The sequence below is a fragment of the Dyella sp. BiH032 genome, assembly GCF_031954525.1.
Lineage (GTDB): Bacteria > Pseudomonadota > Gammaproteobacteria > Xanthomonadales > Rhodanobacteraceae > Dyella_D.
In genome coordinates this window covers 895,176-917,978 of the sequence record NZ_CP134867.1, presented here as the reverse complement: position 1 = coordinate 917,978, position 22,803 = coordinate 895,176, and the positions used below count along the sequence as shown (strand labels likewise).

Sequence of the window (22,803 nt, the reverse complement as noted above, 5' to 3'; positions counted from 1 at the left end):
TCTCAGGATGGTAGCACCGCACAGCTACGGTTCCCTTGCGCAATGCGCAAGAACGCACGCGGCTGCTTTGAGCTTACGTGCGGCATTAAGCCACGCGACATGGGTGGGTGATGGGTGTTTAGCCGGAATGTATTAGGTGTGGGGTTTGGAGGGTGGTGTGTTTGTGGGGGAACTGGAGGATGCGGTTTTGTTGTCGGGGGTGAGCTTGCATGTTCGTCGTGGCGGGGCAGGCCGGGACGCGGTGGCGACAGCGCTCGGTTGTCGCCTTGCGGCCAGCCTTGTCTCGCCCCTCGCGGGGCGAGGGTTTCGCTCTCCTGCCGGAGAGCGAGTTACTTCTTCTTGCTTGCCCAAGAAGAAGTAACCAAGAAGAAGGGCCCCCTGCGCCGCGCCCTCCGCAGCCTACGCTGCTGCGGGTGCGTTGAGGGCTGGCCGGGCTTTTCGATCGGGCATCCCTGCCCGAATCGAAAAGGCGGGGACGTCCTGTCCCCGCCCGCCTTTGGCGGCCTGATCGTCCAGCCCTCACCGCCGCGAAGGGAACCCGGGAGATCAAGAGCCACTCGGAGCGTCGCTTCGCTCGCTCTTGTTTTTGCTTACCGCGGTACCGCACTTCTCCTTCTCCCCTCCGGGGAGAAGGCGGGATGAGGGGCGGGTGCTCGCGATCACGCCTCTAATACCAATGCCCAAAAACCAACTCTTCCTAGCGCCAGCTCATCAACGCAAGCCACACACACTCAAAGGCTCAGCGACAGGCTCTCCGCCTGCACCCGCCCCATGTGGATGCGGTTGACGAACAACGAGAAGGCAAGTTTCCCGGCGAGGCCATGCACGTGCTGCATCCACGGCGGCAGCCACCGCGGCGGCACGATCGCGCCTGACTCGAAGTGCGGCTCCAGGCTGAGCACGTCATGCAGCGCCAGCTTGCCGGCGAACAGCCGGCGCAGCATGTCCATGCGCCGCTGCTTCAATGCCCAGCGGAAGAAGGTGTGCACGGTCAGCAAGCCGCTCAGGTACACGTTGTCCTTGGCGAAGGCCGCGCCACCGCCCGGCGGCACGCCGCGGAACACCCGCTGGGCCGAGTGGAAACTGTCGAACGGGCTCTGCCCGCAGCTGGCGAAGTACTTGTAGACCTCGACGAAATCCGCGCCGTTGAGCGCCATGTCGATGGCCAGGATACGCAGGCTGATGCGCTTGAGGCGAGCGATGTCGATGGCGCCGGACATCAGCTCGGCGAATACCGCCAGACCCTCCTGCGTGGCGGTGACCCGCGGAGACGTGCGCGCCAGCGAGGCGAGCACGGGCTGGGCGCGGCCGTTCAGCGCCGTCAGCGAGTGCACGTAGGCCTCGTGCGCCAGCAGCTGGTGGCGGTCGTACTCGCTGAAGTGCGTGCCGCCGCGCAGGCGGATGCGCGTGGCGCCGGCCGCGGCCTTGGCGGTCAGTTCGTCGTCCACTTCCACGCGGATGACGTCGGCACCGAAGAATTCGTCCAGCGTCCGCGCCAGGTCGGCGCGCAACACGTCGGCCTGCATGTCGGAGACGACGTCGTCGGCCAGCAGGTCGGAGCCCAGTTCGTCCGAGAGCTCCACGAAGTAGCGTGCCGCGTCCAGGTTGCTGCGGTCGCTGCCCGGGATCGGGTCGCCGGGGCGCCCGTACAGCACGATCGACGGCGCCGTAAAGCCCGCCGTGCCTACCGCCTCGAGCATTTCGGCGGCGATGCGCCAGGACTCGGCCGTGCGGCACAAGTACTCGCCCATCGGGTCCTCATGGCCGGCTTCGCGCTCGATCGCGGCCAGTTCCGCGCGCGCCTCGGCGAGATCCGGCCGCGCATAGGCGACCTCGGGAAGGCTGTAGTTGCCTTGGGCGAAGGCCGTGATCAGGCGGTTTTCCAGCGTCGCCGGCCACGCCACCGTGGGCAGGATGCGGATGCCCTTGACCGCCGCCAGCAGCCGCTGGTCCAGCTCGGCATAGCGTTGCAAGGCGGGCGTGAGCGGGATGGCGGCATTCATGGCGGCTTACCTCATTCGCGGTCGCGCATGCCGCGGTGTCCATGCGGCTTCGTCGATGGCCTGCCGCCGCGCTGCCGGCGCAGGCGGGCCTCCAGCGTGGCGGCCTGCTCCTCGCGCTCGTCGCGCAGCTTCAGATAGTTGCGCCAGCGCTCGGCGGACAGCTCGCCACTATCCAACGCGGCCTGCACGGCGCAGCCGGGCTCGCTGCCGTGGCCGCAGTCGGCGAAGCGGCAGCGCTCGGCCAGCTCGTCGATGTCGGCGAACAAGTCCAGGTTTTCGTCGCCGGTGAGCTTCAGCTCGCGCATGCCCGGCGTGTCGATCAGGCAACCGCCGGTGGGCAATTGCAGCAGCGCGCGATGCGTCGTGGTGTGGCGCCCGCGGCTGTCGTGCGCACGGACCTCGCCGGTGGCCATGCGCTGCGAACCGAGCAACGTGTTGGTCAAAGTGGACTTGCCTGCGCCGGACGAACCCACCAGCACCGCGCTGTCGCCGGGCTTGAGGTACTGCGCCAGCACCGCGACGCTGGCGGCGTCCTTGCCGTTGATGGCGTGGATCGGCACGCCGGCCGGCAGGCGTGCGCGCAGGGCCTCGACCTGTTCATCGGCGTCCTTGCGGATGTCCAGCTTGCTCAGCAGCACCACCGGCTGGGCGCCGGAATCCTCGGTGAGCGACAGATAGCGCTCGATGCGCGCAGGGTTGAAGTCCCCGTCCAGGCCGGTCAGGACCAGCACGTAATCGATATTGGTGGCGATGGTCTGCCGCTCGTAGCGCTCACCGGCGGCGGCGCGCGACAGCACGGAACGGCGCGGCAACACCTTCACGATGTGCGGCGGGCTGCCCGGCTCCAGCTCGACGAAGTCGCCTACCGCTGGGCGTTCAGCGGGGTCCAGGCCGCGCTTCAGGAAGTGGCCCGCGGGCTGCGCGCCGAACAGGTCGGCGCCGTCGTGTACCTCGTAGCCGGCCCGATGCTGCGCCACCACCCGGGCCAGCCGCAGGTTGCCTTCGGGCAGGGCGTCGCCGCGCCAGCCGACGCGGCGCAGCCGTTCGATGATCTCGGCCTGGGTCATGAGGACCGATTATGCCCTGCCCGCACCCCGCCCGGAATCAGGCTGATGCGTGCCTCGCACGCCCCGGCGGGCGCTGCTAGCATGCCGACGTACCCATCAGCGCCCGCGCGGCGCGAAGCAGACGAAGGACCCGACGTTGGCCCCGATCAGACCCAGCGCGCACCTGGCCGAAGTGCGCTACGAAATCCGTGGCGCACTCACCCGGCGTTCGCGCGAACTGGAAGCCGCCGGCCTGCCCATCATCAAGTTGAACATCGGCAACCCGGGCCGCTACGGCTTCGATACCCCCGTCCATCTGCGCGAAGCCATTGCCGCCCATCTGCGCGACAGCGAGGCCTATGGCCACGAACAGGGCCTGGAAGAAGCGCGCGAGGCCATCGTCGCGCAGCAACGCGCCCGCGGTGCGATCGGCGTGGACGTGGAACGGATCTTCGTCGGCAATGGCGTGAGCGAGCTGATCGACCTGAGCCTGCGCGCCCTGCTGCAGCCGGGCGACGAAGTGCTGCTGCCCAGCCCGGACTACCCGCTGTGGAGCGCCGCCACCATCCTCAATGACGGCAAGCCGCGCTATTACCGCTGCCTCGCCGAGAACGGCCACCTGCCCGATCCGGACGAAATCGCTGCGCTGGTCACGCCGCGCACGCGCGCGATCGTGCTGATCAATCCCAACAATCCGACCGGCGCCGTGTACCCGCGCGAGCTGCTGGAGCGCATCGTGCAGATCGCCGAGCGCCATCACCTGCTCCTGCTCAGCGACGAGATCTACGACGAGATCCTCTACGACGGCGCCCAGTTCGAGCCGCTGGCCAAGGTGGCCGGCAACGTCCCCTGCGTGAGTTTCGGCGGCCTGAGCAAAGTGCACCGCGCCTGCGGCTATCGCGTGGGCTGGATGAGCCTTTCGGGCGAACCGGCGCGCACCGCGGAATACCGCGATGCGCTGCAGCTGCTCGCCGCGCTGCGCCTGTGCGCGAACGTCACCGCGCAGTGGGCCGTGCGCCCCGCGCTGGAAAGCAAGCCCACCATCGATACGCTCACCGGCGCCGGCGGCCGCCTGCACGAGGCGCGCCGCATGATCGTGGAAGGCGTGGCGAGGAGCGAATTCCTCGACCTCGTCGCCCCCGGCGGCGCGCTGTATGCGTTCCCGCGCGTGCGTGCCAACCGCCTGGCGCGCTTCGACGACAACGCCTTTGCGTTGCGCCTGCTGGAAGAGGAATCGGTGCTGGTGGTGCCGGGCAGCAGCTTCAACGTTCCGGACAGCCGCCACCTGCGCCTGACCCTGCTGCCGCCGCCGGAACAGCTGCGCGAGGTATTCGTGCGCATCGAGCGGGTGCTGGCCCGCATGGCCGAGGAACAGCAGAAGACGCGCGCGGTCGCCTGATCGCGCGCATGCTGAGCTACCTGGCCCTCGGCGATTCCTACACCATCGGCGAAGCCGTCGCCGCCGAGGGCCGCTGGCCAGTGCGGCTGGCCGCCTCCCTGCGAGCGCAGGGCGTGCCGCTGGCGGAACCGCAGATCCTCGCCACCACCGGCTGGACCACGGACGAGCTGTCCGCAGCCATGGACGCGGCGACGTTTGAGCCGCCGTATGACCTGGTCAGCCTGCTGATCGGTGTGAACAACCAGTACCGGGGACGCTCCGCCGACGAGTACCGCGAGGAGTTCCATCGCCTGCTGGCGCGCGCCATCGCCCTGGCCGGCGGCCGGCCGGGCCGGGTGCTGGTGCTGTCGATTCCCGACTGGAGCGTCACCCCGTTCGCCCGCGACAGCGGCCGCGACCTCGCGCGGATCGCCGCCGAGCTGGACGAATTCAACGCAGTGGCGCAGGAGGAAACTGCCCGCGCCGGCGCCGCTTTCGTCGACATCACGCCGATCTCCCGGGCCCACCCCGCCCTGCTCGCGGACGATGGCCTGCACCCCTCGGGCGCGCAGTACGCGCTGTGGGCGGAAGCCGCCATGCTCGTCGCCCGCCAGTTGTTGGGCTGAGCCCGGCCGACGCGTCGCGACCGGCTCCTGCACCGCAACAAACCTGCAACCGCACCGCCACGAGGCGGTGACCTGCGTGGCGCACTCTGGCCTCCCGGATACCACCGGGAGAGACCGCCATGGCGACCTTTCACTGCCGCAGCGCCTTCATCTCCGACGTGCACCTGGGCACGCCCGACTGCAAGGCTTCCTACCTGCTCGACTTCCTGCGCAAGCTCCGCTGCGAGAGGCTTTACCTCGTCGGCGACATCATCGACATGGAGTCGCTGGCCAAACGTAGCTGGTGGCACGCCGACCACGGCGCCGTGCTGGCCGAGGTGCTGGACATGGCCCGGCGGGGCATCGAGGTGATCTACATCCCCGGCAACCACGACGCGCCCATGCGCGGCCTGGCCGGACAGAGCTTCGGCGGCGTGCGCATCGAGCTGGACGCGGTGCACGAAGGCGCGGACGGGCGCCGCTACCGAGTCAGCCACGGCGACGAGTTCGACCCCGAGCAGATCGGCCGCACCTGGATGCTGCACCTCGGCGAGGTGATGCACCGCTTCATCTGCTGGACCAACCGGCGCGTGCACGCCATGCGCCGGCGCCTGGAGCTGCCCTATCTGCCGCTGTCGATCATCGTGAAGTCGCACATCCGCAAGGCGCTGGCGTACATCCGCGCCTACGAGGAACGGGTGGCGACGGACGCCCGCGAGCGTGGCTTCGACGGCCATATCTGTGGCCACATCCACTTCGGCCACGTACGCGACATGGACGGCGTGCTCTATCTCAACGATGGCGACTGGGTGGAGCACTGCACCGCGCTGGTCGAGGACCACACCGGCGCGATGGAGCTGATCCACTGGAGCGAGCAGCCCGCCGCGCTGGGTCGCGCCAGTCGCGAACTGGTGCTGCCCTCCCCCGCTGCCGGCCTGGCGCTGGCGCCGCTGGCCCGGCACCGGCGCAGCCTGGCGGAACTGCGGCCGGCAGCCTGAAGGCGCGGCCGGCTTCGACAGGGACGAGCGGCGAGGGCGTGGGGGCGACGGGATGCGCCACCGCGGGATGCGGACCCGCGTCCTCGCCGCTCGTCCCTGGTCCCGGCCGGGTTGAAGCGCCCCTGCGGCGCCGGCATATGGAGGGGCGTATCATTGAACCCCTTTGCCGGAGTCCTCCATGTCCCTCGACAGCGCCACCCGCGAACGCATCGAATCCCTGCTCAAGAACCACCGCGTGGTGCTGTTCATGAAGGGCACCCGCCACCAGCCGATGTGCGGTTTCTCCGCCGCGGCGACCAATACCCTGAACGAGCTGCTGCCCGACTACCACACGGTGAACGTGCTGGAGGATCCGGAGATCCGCGAGGGCATCAAGGCCTACGGCGACTGGCCCACCATCCCGCAGCTGTACGTTGAAGGCGAACTGGTCGGCGGCGCCGACATCATCCGCCAGATGTACACCAGCGGCGAGCTGCACCAGCTGTTCGGCGCCACCCCGCCGGACCGCACGCCCCCGCAGATCACCATTACCGACAAGGCCGCCGAGGCGATCCGCCAGGGCACGGCCAACGCACAGGGGCTGGCCCTGCACCTGGAGATCGGCCCGGACCACAGCGCCGGCTTCCAGCTGGCCCCGGCCGGCGACCATGACATCGTCTCGGTCAGCAACGGCATCGAAGTGCACCTCGATCCGGGCAGCGCCCAGCGCGCCAAGGGCATCGTGATCGACTGGGTTTCCACCGTGCAGGGCGAAGGCCTGAGCCTGAAGTTTCCCGGCGCCCAGGAAGTGAAATCGATGACCGTGCAGCAGCTGCAGGCTCGCCTGGCTGCCGGCGATCTCGTGCTGGTCGACGTGCGTCCGGCGCACGGCCGCGCCCAGGCCGCCCCGCTCCCGCAAGCCCGCGTGCTGGACGAGGAAGGCTATGACGCCCTCGCGGCCCTGCCCAAGGACACCGCGATCGCCTTCATCTGCCACCACGGCGTCTCCAGCCGCGGCGTCGCCGAGCGCTTCGCCGCCCACGGCTTCAGCGACATCTATAACGTGCAGGGCGGCATGGATGCCTGGGCGGCGGAGATCGATCCGAGCGTGCCGCGTTATTGAGCGACACCCGGGCGTTTCTCGATCGGGAAAGAAAAAAGGCGGGCGAAAAGCCCGCCTTTTTTAATGTTCGGCGCAAAAAAAGCTGGAATTAGCGCCCCTCCATTCAAGCGTCGTTAATAAAAATCACCTCTTGTCTTCACGCGGTCATTTCGACCGCTCCGCTGTTTTTACGGCGAACGCATTTTCATGCGTCACTCATCCGCATGAAATTGCGGCCATCTGTCGGCGGGCTGACAAACCATGCGACCCTCGTGATTTCTTCTCTTCGCGAAGCTGACGATGGCTAAGCGCATAAATCGGGCCATTGGGGGCCCGGCAACATTTTGCGTTCACAACGTAACCATTGAATAACAAACCCTCCCTTTTCTAGTTTCGTCCCAGGCCATTAGTCACGGCATGTGCGCCGGGCATGGACCTCCGGATGTGGGGACATCCGGGCGAATCGGGGGAGTAGAGCCACCAGGGCCGGTTCGCGCGCGCGCATCGACGATGCGTGGCCGCGCCATGGGCGGCATTCCGGTTCGATGACCACCTTGCTCAGTTCGCAGAACAGCCATCATCAACCGAGGATCGACCATGATTTCCAGCAAAGCCAAACGCTATGGCGGTTACCCGCTGGCACGACGCCAACTCGCTCTTGCCCTGGCACTCGGCCTGGGCCTCGCCAGCGGCACGGCCCTTGCCCAGTCGAACGCGACGGGCGTGATCTTCGGCCAGGCCGAAGCCGGAGAGACGATCCACATCGAAAACACGCAGACCGGCCTCAAGCGCGATCTGACCACCGACTCGCAGGGCCGCTACCGCGCCGCTTCGCTCCCGATCGGCGTATACACCGTATCCGTGGTCAAAGATGGCAAGGTGGTCGACAGCCGCACCAACGTGCAGACCACCATCAGCAGCGGTACCGAAGTCTCCTTCAACGCCACCGCCGCCAACGCGCAAACGCTCGGCGCCGTGCAAGTCGTGGGCAACGCGCTGCCGGCCATCGACGTGTCCTCCGTGGACTCGCGCGCCGTCATCAATGCCGACCAGCTGGCCAAGCTGCCGATCGCCCGCACTTCCATCAGCTCCATCGCCCTGCTGGCACCCGGCACCACACCGGCGGCCCGCGGCTATGGCAATGCCCTGTCGTTCGGTGGTTCCTCCGCTTCCGAGAACGCGTACTACATCAACGGCTTCTCCGCGACGAACCCGCTTACCGGCGTGAGCTCCCGCCAGCTCCCCTACGACGCCATCGATCAGGAGCAGGTGCTGATCGGCGGCTACAGCGCCGAGTACGGCCGCTCCACGGGCGGCGTGATCAACGTAGTGACCAAGAGCGGCACCAACGTGTGGAAGGGCGACATCCAGGCCTTCTGGTCGCCAAGCGATCTCGCGCAGAGCCCGCGCAGCATGTACCGCAAGAACGGCTCGCTGTACGAGCGGGGCAATGACTTCGGCCAGTTCGATGACGGCCGCCTGCAGTACTCCGGCTCGATCGGCGGTCCGCTCATCAAGGACAAGCTGTTCTTCTTCGGCGCCGCCGACTGGTACCGTCGCACCGGCACGTCTTATTCGCCGTCCGCCGGCGGCCAGCAGTCGTTCAACAACACGGCCGAAACCACGCGCTGGTTGGCCAAGATCAACTGGAACATTACGGACAACCATATCGTCGAGTTCACAGGCATCGGCGACGACGAGAAGACCGATTCGCAGATCTACGCCTACAACTACGCGACCAGCACGGTCGGCGCCTACCAGGGCCACCAGTACACCAAGAACTACAACGGCACGCAGACCAACGCCACGCCGGGCGGCAACATCTACATCGGCCACTACACCGGCTACCTCACGGACAACCTGACCGTGAACGCGATGTACGGCAAGAGCCGCTCCCCGCACGTGCAGACGATCACCAGCGCCAACGGCGCGATCTGTCCGCTGGTGCAGGACCAGCGCTCGATCGCATCCACCAACCCGGCACCGAACTGCAACATCGCCTCCGGCCAGTTGCAGCCCGGTTCGAAGGACAGCACGACGGGCTGGAGCTTCAATATCGAGTACCGTCTGGGCGACCACGTGCTGCGTGGCGGCATGGACAACTACACGCTGCGCGCGACCTGGGGCAACACACCCGTCGGCGGCACCGGCTACATCTATCAGGACGTGGGCAACGGCGACATCATCCGCCAGCGACTGATCAACCTCGGCCTCGATCCGGGCCTGTACAACCCCGCCGCGTTCTCGAACGGCTGGTTCGTGGAATCGACCGCGCTCAGCACCGGCACCTCGGCCCGCACCGCGCAGCGTTCGGAATTCATCGAGGACAACTGGCAGATCACCGACCGCTGGCACGGCTACATCGGCCTGCGCAACGAGCAGTTCACCAACTACAACGGTGTCGGCCAGCCCTATGCGAAGGAGCGCAACCAGCTCGACCCGCGCATCGGCGTGACCTGGGACGTGTACGGCGACAGCAGCCTGAAGCTCTATGCGAACGCCGGGCGCTTCCACCTGGGCCTGCCCACCAGCGTAGCGGTGCGCGGCGCCGGCCCGTCCACCTTCCCGTCCACCTACTACAGCTTCACCAGCATCGACCCGACCACGGGCATTCCGCAGGGCCTGAGCGTGGGCTCGCCCTGGTCGCAGACCTTCTACAACAACGGCGCCAACGGCACGCCGCCGGACGCCAAGACCGTGTCGATCCGCAACCTGAAGACCTACTACCAGGACGAGTACATCTTCGGCTTCGACAAGCAGCTGGCGAACAACTGGACGTTCGGCGGCAAGGCGATGTTCCGCGTCCTGCGCAGCCTCATCGACGATACCTGCGACGCGCGTCCGCTCCAGGCGTGGGGCGATGCGCATGGCCTGCACGACCAGGTGGCCGCGGGCCTCGCCGCCAGTACCGGTTGCTGGCTGTACAACCCGGGCAACGGCGGCACCTTCGTGCTTTCGCCGGCACCGGGCCAGTACCTGTCGATTCCGCTCACCGCGAAGGAAATCGGCGAACCGAAGGCCAAGCGCCGTTACTACATGGTCGACCTGTACATGGAGCACCAGTTCAGCGACAAGTGGTACGGCAAGGCCGAGTACACGTTCTCGCGCAGCTACGGCAACGCGGAAGGCCAGCTCAACTCCGACCTGGTCCAGGCGGACGTGTCGACGACCGAAAGCTGGGACGCGCCGGAACTGATGGAAAACCAGAACGGCCCGCTGTCCAACGACCAGAAGCACCAGCTGCGACTGCTGGGCATCTATGCGCCGACCGAAGACTGGCGTTTCTCGACGGTCACGCGCATCGCCTCGGGCTATCCGATCAGCTGCCTGGGCGCTCGCCCGCTGTCGGCCGGTGGCGATCCGGTGGGTTACGGCGCGGTGTACTACTGGTGCAACGGCAAGCCGGCACCTCGCGGCTCCTATGGCCGCACGCCCTGGACGTACAACATCGACCTGAGCCTGGCTTGGATTCCGGCCTTCCTCGATCACAAGTTCACGCTGTCCGCCGACATCTTCAACGTCCTCGGCAAGCAGCGCGTCACCCAGGTGTTCGAGCGTTGCGAGACCGGCTCGGGCGGCCCGCGCATCGACTGCTTCCGCCCGCGCTCGTTCCAGGATCCGCGCTATGTGCGCCTGGGGGCGCGCTACGACTTCAGCCTCTGATCGATCCGCATCACAAAGCGCGCGGGAATCCTGGATGGAATGCCCGCGCCAAAAACAGCTGGAATCTCCCCATATGGGCCGTCGAGAGACGGCCCCCTTTTTTGCTTCCCGCCCCGGGCAAGCGACAGTGTTGCCGAGGCAAAAAAAACCCCCGCCGGAGCGGGGGTTTTCTTTCTTCTTTCCCGGGGTGGGATGCGCCGCTGGACTCAGAAGTCGTAGCTGACCGAGAAACGCACGTAGCGCGGCGTGGTGTAGGAGATCGGTGTCTGCCAGTTCACGCTGGTCACACCCGGGCCGGACACTGAGCCCTGGCGGTACTGGGTGACCACCTGCTTGTCGAACAGGTTGTAGACCATGACATCGAAGCCCAGCTTCTTGCCCGCCCAGGCCGGGCGGTATTCCGCATTGAGGCTGACGATCTCCTGCCAGGGCGTGCGGCCCGTGGAGCCGTAGGGTGCCGGGGTGCCGGCCGGGCCGCAGAAGTGATAGGCGACGCCGTAGCCGAACGGATCGGACTGATCCGCACCAAAGTAGCTCAGGCAGGTCTTCGGCGTACCCGACAGGATCTGGACGTTGCCGCCGACCATCCATTCCGGAGCGACCTGGTAGTAGCCCACGAATTTCAGCTGATGCCGCCGGTCATTGGCCAGCGAACCGTTGGCGTAGGTCATCACGCCGGCGTTGTCCCAGTCTTCCGTCTGCGACACGTCCTGCTGGCCGATGTCCGAACGCACCGAACCCTCCGTGTTGCCGAAGTTGTGCGACCAGACGTAATCGACACGGCCGTACCACTTGCCGTCGAACGGATGGTCCAGGTACAGGTTCAGCGCCACGTATTTGCGCTTCAGGTCCGGCATGCCCCAGGCGGACCAGGGGATGTTGAGGATGCTGTAGCCCCCCGCGCCATTGGATACATTGATCTGCGCGCTCTTGCCGGGGTTCATGATGTAACAGCCGGTCGAACCCAGGGCGGCGACCGGGTCCAGGCCTTGCTGCGTCGCGTACGCCTCGATGGTGTTGTCGTCGCAGACGTCGTCCAGGTCATTGCGCAGCACGCGATAGGTGGCCTTGGCGCCATACACCCACTTCTGGCCGAAGGCATCGAGGGTCTTGTCGAAACCGCCGATGAACTCGTCCTGGTACTCGGCCTTGGCATTGCGGCTGGTCACCGTCTTCGGGTCCGGCGGCACGCCGAACTCGTTGTTCGCCGATACGCCCGGATAACGGTCCTGCGGAATCTGGGTGAGGCCGGTGGGCGACCCAGTCACCGGATCGATGCCCGTGTAGGTGAAATACTGCGAGGTATAGGTGCTGCCGGCCGCGCCGCGGATCGCCACGTTGGCCGGCTCGTCCAGGTAGTAGCGACCGGCATTGCCATAGATCTTCAGGCTGGAATCGCCGTAGACGTCCCAGCTGGCGCCCAGGCGCGGCGCCCACTGCGGCTTGGTCAGGCGCAGGTAGGGCACGCCGTCCGGGTTGTAGTTGGTGAACTGATCGTTGCGGATGCCGAGGGTCAGCAGAAGGCGGTCGTTGACCTGCCAGGCATCCTCGATGAACTGCGCGTGCTGCTTGACGCGCGCGCTGGCGGAGTTCGAGTAGATGACCTTGGCCACGTAGTAGCCGCTGCCGCCCGGTGCACCGACCGACTCGCCCGGGAGGGTGCTGATGGGTGTGTTCGGATCGCCCGCGCCGTAGATCCAGTAGTAACCGGGGCCCGACGGCGTGGTGCCGATGTCGATCGAGTTGACGCTGAGGTTGTCGATACCGGCAGTGATCGAGTGATTGCCGATCTTGTAGTTGACATCCAGGCGCAGGTTCGAGGTCTTGTCGTGCGCGCGTGGGTCGTCGATGGTCTGGTTGATCTGCGGGCCGTTGATGCCGCTGGACCCGGCCGGCAGCAGCGCCGGATTCTGGAAGCTGGCATTGCCGATCCAGGCCGCGTCGCCCCCCTCGGCGTTGCTGTAGTCGGTCTGGGTCATCTTGCCGTACAGGGCTTCCACCGTGAGGCTGTCGGTGATGTAGCCGGTGTACTTGGCGACCCACATGTCGGCGCCGTCCTTGGTGTAGGTCGCCGGCCCGAGATACGCGCCGCGCGTTCCGACCGAGCTGGTCGGCGTATACGCGTAGGCGTACGTATTGCCCGAGAAGATGCTCTTGTTGGAGGCACCGGTCAGCTCCAGGATGTTGCTGTCGGTGATGTTCCAGTCCAGCTTGCCGTACCACTTCGGCCGCGAGTACGAATAGGTCTGCTCGGTGTTGGTCGAGCGGTTGGCGACGTTGACGCCGCTGTCAACGTGGTCCGCCTCGACCGCGCCGAAGATGTACAGCTTGTCCTTGATCAGCGGGCCGCCGAAGTACGCGTCTTCGACATGCTCCCAGGACTTGTTGTCCTGGCGTGTCCAATACATCTGCCCCTGCCTGCCGTTGGGGCCGGACAGGAAGGCCGGGCCGGTCGGATACAGCGCGTTGTCCGGATCGGACTCGGCGAACTTCGGCTGCCACACCACCTGCGCGCCGAAATGCCATTCGTCGGTGCCGCGCTTGCCGACCTGGTTGATCACGCCGCCGTCGGAACGGCCATAAGCGGCGCCGTAGCCGCCGGTAATGATCTGCTCCTGGTCGATCGCGCCGTACGGCAAGGTGAGGCCGCCGAAGTTATGCAGCGGATCGCTGGTGTTGAAGCCGTTGATGTAATACGCGTTCTCGGCGACGGAAGAACCGCCGAACGAGACCAGGGTCTGCCCGGTCGGGCTGGTGAAGTAGCTGCTGCCGGTGTTGACGCCGGGGGCGAGGATCGCCACCGACTCCGCGCTGCGCGCGATCGGCAGCTTGGTGAGCTGCTCGCTGGTGACCACCGTGCGCGAATCCACCTGGCTGACGTCGACCGCCGGCAGGGCATTGCCTACCACGGTCACGCTGCCGAGATTGGTGGCGCTCGCCTCGGAGGCGCCGCCGAACACCACCTGCGTGCCGCCGCCGACGGTCAGGCCGATGTTGCTGCGGGTCTCGACCACCGCGCCGTCCTTCTTGAGGCTCACCTTGTAGGTGCCCAGCGGCAAGCTGGAAGCCGAATAGCGGCCGCTGGCGTCGACCGCGACCTCGCGGGTGACGCCGCTGTCGCTCTGGATCAGCACCGTCTCGCCCGACGCCACCGGCGCGCTGCCGAAGATGGCGCCGGTGGAGGCCTGGGCGCGGACCTGGCCGGCGAGGGCGCAGCTCGCCGCGATGGCAAGCGCCAGCGCGGTACGGCGGGTGAAAACGTGGCCATGGAACGGCCGACTGTGTGGATTGGTCATTCGATACTCCCCCGAGCAGAGAAAAAACAGCCAATGAGCTAATTACGAGAAAAAAATCCCTGTTCGCCATTACCGCTCGGCAATGGCGATCCATTTAAAAAAATCGACGACTCCCGCCCTTTGCATCCAAGGCTCGCGCCAGCGCCGGTTTGCAATGACGCCGCAACCAAACTCTGGCAGCGCGAACCGGCGCCACCCTAATCGCCCGAATAACGGTCAGTCAACAATGATTTATTGCGAACTTAACACCCGAAATTGCGCTCGAACGCATTAACTTTGTTTCTGCGAAAAATGCTCCGCACTCTTGCGGTACAAGCGCAACATCCCCGCGTGCGCGCAAATAAATACGCGGAAATCGGGCCAAGTGTTGCGAAAGGTAAAATCGTGCCCGCGCTCATCGGCTGGATGAATCGCTCAACTAAGAATAATTCCTAGATTAAGCTTTACGCTTTTATTTGCGCCAATTAATCGCGCTTGACAGCCACCCAAACGCATTGCATAAAAAAAAGGCTGCCGAACGCAGCCGTCGAAAATCAAGTCAGGTGTTTCTCGCCACGCCTGCCAATAGGGCGAGAGACATCATTACCGAATCACGAGAAAGCGCGTGCTGCAGCGGGACGCTACCGCAAGCCAATAATGTTTGGATCACCCCGGTAGGGCCGCTTGCGCGGCCCTTTTTTTCGCGGGATGTCCGCCGGGCTTACTCGACATTCTCCTCGAACCGCAGGTGCTTCACGCTGCGGCCATTGCGGCGCACCAGCTTCAGCGCCTCGATGCCGATGCGGATATGGCGCTCGACGAACTGCGCGGTCACGCTGCGGTCGCTCGCCTCGGTCTTCACGCCTTCGGGAATCATCGGCTGGTCGGACACCAGCAGCAGCGCGCCGCAGGGGATCTTGTTGGCGAAACCCGCGGCGAAGATGGTGGCCGTTTCCATGTCCACCGCCATGCAGCGCGTGCGGCGCAGGTAGTCCTTGAACTGCTCGTCGTGTTCCCACACGCGGCGGTTGGTGGTGTACACCGTGCCGGTCCAGTAGTCGTAGCCGAGGTCGCGGATCATGGTCGACACGCCGCGCTGCAGCTGGAACGCCGGCAGCGCCGGGACTTCCGGCGGCAAATAGTCATTGGAGGTACCCTCGCCGCGGATCGCGGCGATCGGCAGCACGAGGTCGCCGATGGCGTTCTTCTTCTTGACGCCGCCGCACTTGCCGAGGAACAGCGCGGCTTTTGGCCCGATAGCGCTGAGCAGGTCCATCACCGTGGCGGCGTTGGGGCTGCCCATGCCGAAGTTGATGAGGGTGATGCCGTCGGCCGTCGCGTTGGGCATGGGCCGGTCGCGGCCCTGCACCTCGACGCCGTGCCATTCGGCGAAGAGATCCACGTAGTGGCCGAAATTGGTGAGGAGGACGTATTCGCCGAACTGCTCCAGCGAAGTGCCGGTATAGCGCGGCAGCCAGTTGGAGACGATTTCCTGTTTTTCTTTCATGGGACCCTTCGAGGTCGGTGCGCGCAGGAGCCTCCCGCGGCGCGTTACCGGCGACGCCACGCCGGCGATTAGCCAAATGATTCGGGCCATTCTAGCGGCAGTGGCTGACGCCGCCCTCTCTTCGCCTGGCCGCCCGCGGCGAAAGCCTGCGCCCGCCATGGCTGACCCCGGTCTGTCGCTGCGGTGAGCGGGTCGGCAGCCGCTCGCGCCCATGCTATGTTGCCGACGCGTTCGACCTAGGGGGTGACATCATGCGCATGGGGCTGGCCATCGATGCGTCCTGCGATATTCCGCAGAAATTCCTGGATGACCATGGCGTCACGGTGATGCCGATTACCGTGCGGGTCGACGGCGAGACCTTCCTCGACGACCGCAGCCCCGCCGAAGTGCGCCGCTTCATCGATCGCAAGCTGGGCGACCGCAGCCATTCGGCCGAGACTGAGCCGTGCTCCGTGGAGGACGTCCAGCGCCTGTTCCTGGACAAGCTGGTGCTGGAGCAGGACTGCGTGTTCTGCCTCACCGTCACGGCCACGCGCAGCCCGATCAACGACCACGTCAACAAAGCCAGCTTCGCGGTGCTCAAGCACTATCGCGCGGCGCGCGAAAAGGCCGGGCTTTCCGGCCAGTTCCTGATGCGCGTGGTCGATACCCGCAACCTCTTCGCGGGGACGGCACCGGCCATCGTCGAGGCGGCCCGGCTGATCGGCTTGGGTGAGACGCCGCCGGCGATCCGCGAACGGGTCACGCACATCGCCAATCATTCCTACGGCTACATGCTGCCGCGCGATCTCTACTACCTGCGCGCGCGCGCCAAGAAAAAGGGCGACCGCAGCGTAGGCCTGTTCAGCGCCGTGCTCGGTTCGGCGCTGGACATCAAACCTCTCCTGCGCGCGTTCCGCGGGGAAACGGGCCCGGTGGGCAAGGTCCGCGGCTTCGAGCACGGCGCCGAATCGCTGTTCGGCTACGCGGAGCGCCGCGTGCGCGCCGGCCTGCTGGTGCCCGCGGTCTGTGTCAGCTACGGCGGCGACCTCACCGACCTGGACAAGCTTCCCGGCTACGCCGACCTGCGGGCCGCCTGCGCGGAGCATGGGGTGGAACTGATGGAAGCCCCCATGAGCATCACCGGCATGGTCAACGTCGGCGAGGGTGCCATCACCCTGGGCCTGGCGGCCGAGGATCATGAGGCGGAGTTCTAGTTCCCAGCCTGCGGCACGGGCATAGAATCGCGCGATGCGCCGCCTCGCCTTCCTGTCGCTGCTCCTGCTGCCGCTTGGCGCGGCGCCGGCCGTCGCCACCACCGTGTACAAGTGCACCGGCGGCGACGGGCGGGTGGTGTTCCAGGACAAGCCCTGCGCCCGCGCGCAGCGCCAGGAGACGATCCAGCTGGCCGACCCCGGCCCCACCGCGCCACCGCCCGCACCATCGAAAGCTCCCAGCGACGACGAAAGGGACGCCACACCGCCGCCTCCGCCACCGCCCGTCCCGAGTGCGCCGCTGCCCAACCTCTACGCATGCACGCGCGCCACCGATGGCAAGGTCTACTTCAGCCGCGAAGGCGATCCCCAACCCTATCTGGCACCGTTCGGCATGGTCGGGATGGTGCAGACGCCGCTCGCGCGCGGCGGCGCCGGCGGAGCCTCGGCGCCGGAACTCAACCGCGGCAAGGTCACCGCCGGCCTGGTCTCGAGCAATTACGTGTGGGTGCAGGACCAGTGCCGCCCGATGACGTTCGACGAAACCTGCCACGCCCTGCAGGACGACTACGACGACAACGCGCGCAAGCTGCGCCGCGCGTTCAAGAGCGACCGGCCGCCACTGGAGCGGCGCGACGAAGAACTGCGGGCACAGCTGACCAACTGCCGTTGAAAGTCAGAAGCCGTAATGGAGAAACCCGCCGTCCACCGCCAGCACTTGCCCGGTGATGTAGCTGGCCGCCGGCAGGCACAGGAAGGCGATGGCCGCGGCGACTTCTTCCGGCTCCCCGATGCGGCGCAGCGGCGTGCGATCCAGCACTTCGTCCAGGTACTCGTCATTGGCCAGCGCGGGCTCGGAGCGCTGCGTGCGGATGTACCAGGGCGCCACCGCATTGACGCGGATGCCGTCGGCCGCCCATTCCGCGGCCAGGTTGCGCGTGAGCTGGTGCAGCGCCGCCTTGGTCATGCCATAGGCCGAGCCGGTACGCACGTGGGTGATGCCCGACACCGAACCCACGTTCACGATCGCAGCATGGGCGTGCTGGACCAGCTGCGGGTGCGCGAGGCGGCACATCTCGAAGGCCGAGAACAGGTTCAGCTCGAAGATCGCGCGGTAGTCGCGCTCGCTGTAGTCCAGCGTGGCCGCCGGCGTGTTGCCGCCGGCGTTATTGACCAGCAGCGACAGCGGTGCGCCGAGATCGGCGATCCAGTCGAACACGGCCAGGCGGTCTTCCTGCTCGCTCAGGTCGGCGGCGAAGGCCAGCACCTCGATCTGATCGAAATCGTCGGCCAGCTCGACGCGCACCTGCTCCAGGTAGTCGTCGTCGCGCGCCACCAGCAGCAGGTTGGCGCCGAGGCCGGCCAGCTCGCGGGCCGCGGCGTAGCCGATGCCCTTGCTGGCGCCGGTGACCAAGGCGGTATGGCCCTGCAATTGCCAGGCGTCGATGCGGTTGTTCATGGGCGCGAGCTTAGGACCTGCGCCAGGCATCGCCTAGGGCCCGATCACAAACCGGGCAAGGCGCGGTTGCCGCGCCACGCCCCGCGCGGGACACTCGGAACGGATTTTCCGCCGGAGCACCCGCATGAAGTGGCTCATCCTCCCGCTCGGCCTGCTCGCCCTGACCGCATGCTCGGGCAAGCCGCCGACGCCCAAAGCCGACGCCTCGACGCCGCCACCCCGCACGGCCACGCCATGGGACGACCTGAAGAAGCAGGAGCAGAAGGCCAAGGACGTGCAGAAGGTGGTCGACCAGCAGGCCGACGAACAGCGCAAGCAGATCGATGCGGCGGAGCACTGAAACCATGTCGCCGGACTCGGCCGGACTTGCCCTCCCCATGACGCAGCCCGCGATCGCCGCGGACGCGCCCGTGCTGGAGCTGGAACGCGCCAGCGTGCTGCGGGGCGAGCGCCTGATCCTGGAGGACCTCAGCCTGCGCGTAGCAGCCGGGCAGCACACCGCCATCCTCGGCGCCAACGGCTCGGGGAAGTCGACCCTGGTCAAGCTGGTGGCGCGCCAGCTCTATCCGCTGGCGCGGCAGGACGGCCGCCCCAGCGTGCGCGTGTTCGGCCGCGAGCGCTGGCACGTGACCGAGCTGCGCAGCCTGCTGGGCATGGTCTCGCCCGCGCTGCAGCTGGACTACACCACCGAGACGCCGCTGGAAGTGTTCGACGCGGTGATCTCCGGCTTCTTCGCGGCGCGCGGCCTCGGCCTCGATCACCGGGTGACGCCCGCCATGCGCGGCCGCGCGCAAGACGCGCTGGACCAGATGGGCATCGTCCATCTGGTCGGGCGCGACATGGCCACGCTGTCGACCGGTGAGGCGCGCCGCGTACTGATCGCCCGCGCCCTGGTGCACCGCCCCCGCGCGCTGTTGCTGGACGAACCCACCGCAGGCCTCGACCTTGCCACGCGCCGGCGCTTTCTGGAGAGCCTGCGCGCGCTGGCGCAGAGCGGCACCACCCTGCTCCTGGTGACCCATCACATCGAGGAAATCGTGCCGGAGATCGGGCAGGTGCTGCTGCTGCGCGAAGGCAAGGTGCTGCGCCATGGCGGCAAGGAAGCGGTACTCACCGACGACGCGCTGACGCTGGCGTTCGACATGCCGGTACGGGTCCGGCGCGAAGGCGACTACTTCAACGCCGTGCCCTGCTGACTGCGCGACAGGGAGCTCGCAGAACGCGGGCTCCCCTCGTACTGACCCTCAGTTCGGCCCGCAGAAGCAGTAGGCGTAGACGTTCGGGCGGCCGGGCTGCGCGTTGTGCAGCAGCTTCAGCTCCGGAACCATCGCCGGCAGCTGCGCCACCCACGAGGGCACGTGGATGCCATAGGCATTCAACGCGATCATCGCGGAGCTCTCGTTGAGATTGACGAGGTATTGCTCGAACGCGCCCATCGGAGCCTCGACATAGCGCACCGCCGGGTTCTTGCCGAGCTTCGCGCGTTCCGCCGCATCCGCGATCGCTTCGCGCAGGCCGCCGAGCTGGTCGATCAGGCCACGCTCCAGCGCCTGCTGGCCGGTCCATACGCGGCCCTGGGCGATGGTGTCGATCGCGTCGTACGGCTTGCCGCGCGCCTTGGCCACGTTGCCGACGAAATCGCGGTAACCCTTCTCGATGATCGCCTGGATCAGCGTCGATACCTTCGGGTCCAGCGGGCGGGTGATGTTGAACGCGCCAGCGAGCGGACCGGTGCCCACGCCGTCGCTCTTCACGCCGAGCTTGTCCAGCGTGCCGGGCACGGTGAAATACATGCCGAAGATGCCGATCGAACCGGTGATGGTGTTGGGCTCGGCGTAGATCCGATCCGCATTCATCGAGATCCAATAGCCGCCGCTGGCGGCCACGTCGCCCATCGAGACCACCACCGGGATGCCGGCGGCCTTGGTCAGTTCCACCTCGCGGCGGATCTGTTCGGCGGCATAGACCTCGCCACCGGGCGAGTTCACGCGCAGCACCAGGGCCTTGGTGCGGCGGTCCTCGCGCGCGGCGCGGATCAGCGCGGCGGTCGATTCGCCGCCGACCGTGCCCTGCGGCTGCTTGCCGCCGACGATCTCGCCTTCGGCGACCACCACCGCCACGCCGGGCGCCAAGGCGCCGTCGCCGGAAACGCTCGCCACGTAGCGGCGCAGGTCGACCTGCCGGAAGCCCTCGCCCTTGCGGCCGGCCGGCACGCCTTCCTTGCGCATCATGTTCTCGAGGTCGTCCTGCGTGGCCAGCCCGTCCACCAGGTGCTGGTTGAAAGCCAGCTGGCCCAGATCGCCCTTGGTACCGGCGATGGCCTCGGGCAAACCGTCGACCGCGGCTCGCAGCGCGGCCGGTTCGAGCTTGCGCAACTTGGCCACTTCGTCGAGATAGCGGTCCCACAGGCCGCCCATCCAGAAGGCGTCGGCTTCCTTCGCTTCCGGCGAGGCGTGGTCGAGGATGTAAGGCTCCGCCGCGCTCTTGAACTGGCCGACGCGGAACAGATGCACGTCCACCCCGAGGCGGTCGAGCAGGTCCTTGTAGAAGAGGCGGTAGTTCGCCAGGCCGGTCAGCATGACGCCGCCCATCGGATCGAGCAGCACGCGATCGGCGTGCGCGGCGAGGTAGTACTGGCCCTGGTCCATGCTCGCGGCCCACACGATCACCGGCTTGCCGGCGGCACGGAAACGGTCGAGCGCGGCGGCGACCTCGCGCAGCGCGGCGAAGCCGCCGGCATGCAGGTCCTGCGGTTCGAGCAGGATGCGGCTGATGCGATTGTCGGCCGCGGCCGCGTCGATCGCCGCGACCAGGTCGCGCACCTGCACCTGCTTGGGCGGATTGCCGGCCAGGCCCTGCAGGGCGCGCTCCAGCGGCTCGATGCTGTACTGCTCGACCAGCGCGCCGTGCGGCTTGATCACCAGCACGCTGTCGTTCTGAATTGCACGATCGGCGCCGCCGGCCCACAAGCCGAGCATCACCAGCAGGAACAGGCCAAGGAACAGGAAGAAGACCAGGTTGAGAATCACCAGCCTGACCACGTTGATGCCGCGTCCAAAGACGCGCAGGAAGGCCCAGAAACCGTTGGTGCGGCGCTCCGTCATGCGTTCGTTCCTCGACAGTGGACCGGCAGCGTACTCCGTCGCCCGGCCTCAGGTCATGTGGGAGAAGTCGGCCCCATGCGGCGCCAGCGTTCGGTGGCCGAACTGCGCCAGAAGCGCATGAACAGCAGCACCGCGGCCACGCTCAGGCCCGCCACCAGTCCCATCCACATGCCGCGCGCGCCCAAGCCCTGGCGGAAGGCCAGCCACCAGCCCACGGGCATGCCGATGACCCAGTAGGCGAACAGCGTCATGGCCATCGGCACGCGGGTGTCCTTGAGGCCGCGCAGCGCGCCGTTGGACGCCACCTGGATGCCGTCGGAGAACTGGAACACGCCGGCCAGCACGATCAGCTGGGTCGCCAGCGCGATCACCGCCGCGTCCCGTGTGTACAGCGAGGCGATCAGGTGCGGCAGGCTCAGCATCAGGCCAGCGGAGACCATCTGCGTAGCCAGCGTCAGCGCAATGCCGCAGAAGCCGGCATAGCGCACGCCGTCCGCATCGCCGCGCCCGACCGCGTTGCCTACCCGCACGGTGATCGCCATGGCCAGGCCCAGGGGGATCATGAAGAACACCGAGGCGATGTTGAGCGCGACCTGGTGGCTGGCCACCACGGTTTCGCCCAGCGTACCCAGCGCCAGTGCCACGGCGACGAACAGGCCGCCCTCGGCCAGCAGGGTCACCGCCATCGGCAGGCCCACCCACAGCAGTTCGCGGATGCGGCGCGGGTTCGGCAAGTCGAAGCGGTCGCCCAGGTTCAGGCCGCGGTAGTTGGGGTGGCGCGCCACGTACAACGCGAAGCCGAGCATCTCCATCCACAGCACAAGTGCGGTGGCGATGCCGCAGCCGCGCGCGCCCTGCGGCTCCAGCCCCAGCTTGCCGAACATCAGCACGTAGCCCAGCGGGGCCAGCACGCATAGGCCGCCGAGGCTGAAGAACATCGAGGGCAACGTCATGGAGAGGCCTTCGGAAAGGCCGCGCAGGGCGAAATAACAGGTCAGCGCCGGCGCGCCCCAGCTGATGGCATGGAGGAAGGCGACCACGTCCTGGCGCAGCGCCGGATCGACGCCGATCAGATCGATCAGCGGGGCGGCATGGCGCACCGCGAACCACAACAGCACCCCCATGCCCGCTGCCAGCCATATCGCCTGGCGGAACACCGCGCCCACTTCGGCGCGGCGGCCGGCGCCGTCCAGCTGGGACACCGACGGCGGCACGGCCATCATCATGCCGATGCCGCTGACGATGGCCAGCGCCCAGATGCTCGCACCCACGGCCACCGCACCGAGCACGTGCGCGCTGTAGTGGCCGGCGAGCATCGCGTCGACCACGTTGGTGCCCACCGCAGCCAGCTGGGCGAAGATCAAGGGCGCTGCGAGGGTCAGGGTGGCGCCGATCTCGTGCGACACGCGGGCACGATCGGAAGGGCTCGGGAACATAGGCGGAACTCCAGGGACCGGCGATTCTACAGGCTCCCGCCGGGCGGGGCTGAAG

The 22,803-nt window shown here is 67.1% G+C and carries 16 protein-coding genes; 9 read left to right on the top strand and 7 right to left on the bottom strand.

The features are described 5' to 3' along the window. Positions 1–731: 731 nt before the first annotated feature. Positions 732–2,003, bottom strand: a complete 1,272-nt coding sequence (locus tag RKE25_RS03990) for a flavohemoglobin expression-modulating QEGLA motif protein (RefSeq protein WP_311840973.1) — start codon at positions 2,001–2,003, stop codon at positions 732–734. Positions 2,004–2,014: 11 nt separating this feature from the next. Further along, positions 2,015–3,070, bottom strand: coding sequence for a ribosome small subunit-dependent GTPase A (gene rsgA, locus RKE25_RS03985; protein ID WP_311840972.1), 1,056 nt, complete (start codon positions 3,068–3,070; stop codon positions 2,015–2,017). Positions 3,071–3,206: 136 nt separating this feature from the next. Between rsgA and RKE25_RS03980 the strand changes: the two genes are divergently transcribed. The 5 genes from RKE25_RS03980 (at position 3,207) to RKE25_RS03960 (ending at position 10,774) form a co-directional block, all read left to right on the top strand. Beyond that, positions 3,207–4,448: an aminotransferase class I/II-fold pyridoxal phosphate-dependent enzyme gene (locus RKE25_RS03980; protein ID WP_311840971.1), complete on the top strand. Its 1,242-nt coding sequence runs from the start codon at positions 3,207–3,209 to the stop codon at positions 4,446–4,448. Positions 4,449–4,456: 8 nt separating this feature from the next. Then, complete coding sequence (locus tag RKE25_RS03975) at positions 4,457–5,053, top strand: SGNH/GDSL hydrolase family protein (protein WP_311840970.1); 597 nt, start codon at positions 4,457–4,459, stop codon at positions 5,051–5,053. Positions 5,054–5,172: 119 nt separating this feature from the next. After that, positions 5,173–6,030 carry a UDP-2,3-diacylglucosamine diphosphatase gene (locus tag RKE25_RS03970; RefSeq protein ID WP_311840969.1) on the top strand — a complete coding sequence of 286 codons (858 nt, stop codon included), beginning with the start codon at positions 5,173–5,175 and terminating at the stop codon, positions 6,028–6,030. A 178-nt stretch (positions 6,031–6,208) separates the two neighbouring features. After that, entirely contained in the window at positions 6,209–7,132 is a 924-nt protein-coding gene (grxD, locus tag RKE25_RS03965; RefSeq protein WP_311840968.1) for a Grx4 family monothiol glutaredoxin, read from the top strand. Between the two features lie 576 nt (positions 7,133–7,708). After that, complete coding sequence (locus RKE25_RS03960; RefSeq protein ID WP_311840967.1) at positions 7,709–10,774, top strand: TonB-dependent receptor; 3,066 nt, start codon at positions 7,709–7,711, stop codon at positions 10,772–10,774. 206 nt (positions 10,775–10,980) lie between these two features. Here the strand turns inward: RKE25_RS03960 and RKE25_RS03955 are convergent, their stop codons facing one another. After that, complete coding sequence (locus RKE25_RS03955; protein WP_311840966.1) at positions 10,981–14,070, bottom strand: TonB-dependent receptor; 3,090 nt, start codon at positions 14,068–14,070, stop codon at positions 10,981–10,983. A 700-nt stretch (positions 14,071–14,770) separates the two neighbouring features. Continuing rightward, a complete protein-coding gene (locus tag RKE25_RS03950; RefSeq protein WP_311840965.1) occupies positions 14,771–15,556 on the bottom strand; it encodes an AMP nucleosidase in 786 nt (261 codons plus the stop codon). A gap of 251 nt (positions 15,557–15,807) precedes the next feature. On the opposite strand from RKE25_RS03950, the gene RKE25_RS03945 reads away from it, so the two are divergent. Together RKE25_RS03945 and RKE25_RS03940 are read left to right on the top strand one after the other, a co-directional pair. Continuing rightward, complete coding sequence (locus RKE25_RS03945) at positions 15,808–16,752, top strand: DegV family protein (protein ID WP_311840964.1); 945 nt, start codon at positions 15,808–15,810, stop codon at positions 16,750–16,752. Positions 16,753–16,786: 34 nt separating this feature from the next. Then, entirely contained in the window at positions 16,787–17,422 is a 636-nt protein-coding gene (locus tag RKE25_RS03940) for a DUF4124 domain-containing protein (RefSeq protein WP_311840963.1), read from the top strand. A 3-nt stretch (positions 17,423–17,425) separates the two neighbouring features. Here RKE25_RS03940 and RKE25_RS03935 read toward each other — a convergent pair whose 3' ends face one another. Continuing rightward, the gene (locus RKE25_RS03935; RefSeq protein WP_311840962.1) at positions 17,426–18,208 is read right to left on the bottom strand and encodes an SDR family oxidoreductase; all 783 of its coding nucleotides are present in this window, start codon (positions 18,206–18,208) and stop codon (positions 17,426–17,428) included. A gap of 124 nt (positions 18,209–18,332) precedes the next feature. Between RKE25_RS03935 and RKE25_RS03930 the strand changes: the two genes are divergently transcribed. Beyond that, positions 18,333–18,548: a hypothetical protein gene (locus RKE25_RS03930; protein WP_311840961.1), complete on the top strand. Its 216-nt coding sequence runs from the start codon at positions 18,333–18,335 to the stop codon at positions 18,546–18,548. A gap of 37 nt (positions 18,549–18,585) precedes the next feature. After that, positions 18,586–19,404: an ATP-binding cassette domain-containing protein gene (locus RKE25_RS03925; RefSeq protein ID WP_311840960.1), complete on the top strand. Its 819-nt coding sequence runs from the start codon at positions 18,586–18,588 to the stop codon at positions 19,402–19,404. A 48-nt stretch (positions 19,405–19,452) separates the two neighbouring features. Here the strand turns inward: RKE25_RS03925 and sppA are convergent, their stop codons facing one another. Further along, entirely contained in the window at positions 19,453–21,312 is a 1,860-nt protein-coding gene (sppA, locus tag RKE25_RS03920) for a signal peptide peptidase SppA (protein ID WP_311840959.1), read from the bottom strand. Positions 21,313–21,365: 53 nt separating this feature from the next. Further along, positions 21,366–22,748: an MATE family efflux transporter gene (locus tag RKE25_RS03915; protein ID WP_311840958.1), complete on the bottom strand. Its 1,383-nt coding sequence runs from the start codon at positions 22,746–22,748 to the stop codon at positions 21,366–21,368. Between the last annotated feature and the right edge of the window lie 55 nt (positions 22,749–22,803).